This window comes from Streptomyces sp. GC420 (genome assembly GCF_009916105.1).
GTDB lineage: Bacteria > Actinomycetota > Actinomycetes > Streptomycetales > Streptomycetaceae > Streptomyces.
The window spans coordinates 1-2927 of sequence record NZ_JAAAXQ010000619.1 but is presented as its reverse complement, the minus strand read 5'-3'; the positions used below and the strand labels follow the sequence as shown (position 1 = coordinate 2927).

Here is a 2927-nt window from a genome sequence, read left to right as displayed (position 1 = left end):
GACTGCGGGAGGAGGTATTGCTTCCTACCCTCGACGCGAATACGGGTATTCCAAGGCCTGTTTCGCGGGCATCAGGAGACCGCGTCAGCCAGCCGTTGCCGACCTCGGGAGGGGCACGTGCTCAGTACCGTGCACCGTGCGGACGTCGTGATCGTGGGGGCGGGGCTCGCGGGCCTGTCCGCGGCCCACCAGCTCATCAGTGCCGGAGTCGAGGTGGCCGTGCTGGAGGCGGCTCCCGTGGTGGGCGGCCGGATGGCCACCGACCGGATCGACGGGTTCCGCCTGGACCGCATCGGCCAGGTCCTCAGCACCTCCTACCCGGGACTGCGCCGTGCACCGGGCCTCGGAGAACTGGTGCTGCGGCACTTCGCGCCCGGGGTTCTGGTGCACAGCCGGGGGCGGCACCAGCGGCTGGGCGAGCCGGGGAGCGCGAGGGGCGCACTCACGGCGGCGCGCGCCCTGGCGAGCTCCACGTCCCCGTGGCCCGCCGCCCTGGACCAGGCACGGCTCGCGGCGATGCTGGGCAGGACCGCGAGCATGCCGCTGCGGCGGCTGATGGCCCGGCCCGAGGTTCCGGCCGCGGAGGCGCTGCACCGCCGCGGCCTGCCGGCCCGTACGGTCGACGGTTTCCTGCGCCCCCTGCTGTCGGCGCTGCTGTGCGACCCGGAGCTGGCCACCTCCAGCCGGTGCGCCGACCTGGCCCTGCGCGGCTTCGCCCGGGGCCGGCTGTGCGTTCCCGCGGGCGGTGCCGACGCGCTGCCCCGGCTGCTGGCCGCTGCGCTGCCGCCCGGCACCGTGCGCACCGGTGTGCGCGTCGTCTCCGCGTCCACGACCTCGGTGACGACCGAGGAGCACGGCAGCTTCGGCTGCCGGTCGCTGCTGCTCGCGACCGGCGCACGTGCCGCGGCGGAGCTGCTGCCGGGGCTGCGGGTGCCGGACTTCCACCCGGTGACGGTGCTGCACCACACCGCGCCGGTCGCGCCGGTCGCACGGACCGCCGGGTCCTCGCTGGTGCTGGACGGGGACCGGAGCGGCCCCGTCTCTCACACCGCCGTCCTCAGCGAGGTCGACCCCTCACGGGCCCCCGCGGGACGGGCACTGATCTCCTCGACGGTGCTGGGCACCCCGCCCGACGAGCTGGACCGGGTGGTACGGGCCCACCTGGCCCGGCTGTACGGGACCTCGGCCTCGGGCGCCGCCGGCTGGGAACTGCTGGCCGTGCACCACGACCCGGAGGCGGTCCCGGCGATGCCCGCGCCGCACGATCTGCGCCGGTCGGTGCGGCTGCTGGCCGGTCTCTACGTCTGCGGGGACCACCGCGACACCAGCACCGTGCAGGGCGCCCTGCACTCGGGCCGCCGCGCGGCCCGCGCCCTGCTGACCGACCTGGGCCTGCCCCAGCGGGTCGACCTGCGGGAGGAGTCCGTGTCCGCGGCAGCCGCCTGACCGCGGCGCCCCGTCACCACCGGCCGCGCCGCGGCCCCGCACGCGCCGCGGTGGGTCCGCCGCGTCGCGCGGCGGGCGCGACGCGGCGGACCGCCGCCGTGCGGTGCTCCGCGCCGGTGTGGCGGCGGCCCCTCGCCGGAGCGGAGACCCGCCCCGCGCGGGGGCGGGCACTCGCTCCCCCGGCCGCCGCGCATCCGCCTCCGGTCTGCCGTCCGGCACCGTGCGCACCGGCTGCGCGGTGCCCGCTGTCCGACGCCCGCCGGAAGGCACAGCCGGTCCGGGCGAACCACGCCGCGCGGCACGGACACCGCCCGGGCATGTCGGTGCCAGCTCGCTGCGCGGGACCGGCCGCAGCCCGGCACCATGCGCACCGGGATGTGCGTCGTCCGACGCCCGCCGGAACGCAAACGTCCACGCCGCGCGGCAAGGACACCGCCCGGGCCGGGCAGCCGCCGCGCCGTTCGGCGGCATGCTGCGGCGGACTGCCCGCGGACGCTCAGAGCAGTGCGGCGACCCGGTCGCGGTAGGTCCGCACTGCCGCCGCGTCCCGGTACGGCTCCAGGCGCCGCTCGAAATCGCGGATGTACTCCAGCGCCCGCACGGACCGCATCTCGGTGGCCTGCTGCGCGGCCTCGGCGCCGAGCCTGCAGGCCTCCTCGACGTCCCCGAGCCCGAGCCTGGCGCAGGCCAGCACCACCCGGCAGAACAGCCGGCTGCGGACGAACCCGTTGCCGCGCAGCTGGAGGGAGCGCTCGGCGTGCTGGGCCGCCATGCGGTGCTGCTGGAGGTCGCGGTGGCAGTGGCCGAACTCGTCGGCGAGCTGGGCCTCGTCGAAGAACCGCGCCCAGTGGGGTACCTCGTCGCCCGACCGGGCCGACTCCAGGGCGCGCTCGGCGCGGGCGAGCGCCGTCGAGCAGGCCCGTCCCTCGCCGAGCACCCCGTGGCCGCGTGCCTCGGCGGCGTGCAGCAGGGACTGCACGACCGGCGGCGCGGAGGAGCCGACGCCCTGCTGGGCGACGCGGGCGAGCTGCACCGCCTCGCGCCCGTGGCCGAGGTAGACGGCCTGCCGGCTCATCGTCACCAGCACATAGCTGCCGTACGCGCGGTCCCCGGCGGCCTGGGCGAGCCGCAGCGCCTGCACGAAGTACCGCTGTGCGAGGCCGTGCGCCGCGATGTCGTACGAGGTCCAGCCGGCCAGTCTGGTCAGGTCGGCGGCGGCCGCGAAGAGCTTGCGCCCGGTGGCCTCCCCGTAGGTGCCGCGCAGTATCGGCTCGACCTCGTGCTCCAGGTAGCGGACCAGGGCCTGCCGGGCGTGCCCGCCGCCGTAGGCGTTGTCGAGGGTGCGGAAGAGTTCGCCGACGGAGCGCAGCGCGGCGATGTCCCCGGCGGTGACCCTGGCCGGGCCGCCCTCGCCGTTCAGGGTCCAGGGCTGCCGCTGCCGGGGCATGACGCCGCGGCCCTGCCCGGGAACGCGGGGGGTC

The 2927-nt window shown here is 77.2% G+C and carries 2 protein-coding genes; one reads left to right on the top strand and one right to left on the bottom strand.

Annotated elements, in window-relative coordinates; all coding sequences use genetic code 11:
* The first annotated feature begins 117 nt into the window (after window positions 1-117).
* Window positions 118-1446 carry an NAD(P)/FAD-dependent oxidoreductase gene (locus GUY61_RS36955; RefSeq protein WP_166634670.1) on the top strand — a complete coding sequence of 443 codons (1329 nt, stop codon included), beginning with the start codon at window positions 118-120 and terminating at the stop codon, window positions 1444-1446.
* A gap of 496 nt (window positions 1447-1942) precedes the next feature.
* Here the strand turns inward: GUY61_RS36955 and GUY61_RS36950 are convergent.
* Window positions 1943-2927, bottom strand: a 985-nt coding sequence (locus GUY61_RS36950; protein ID WP_166634669.1) for a regulator, incomplete at its 5' end; no start/stop codon positions are given.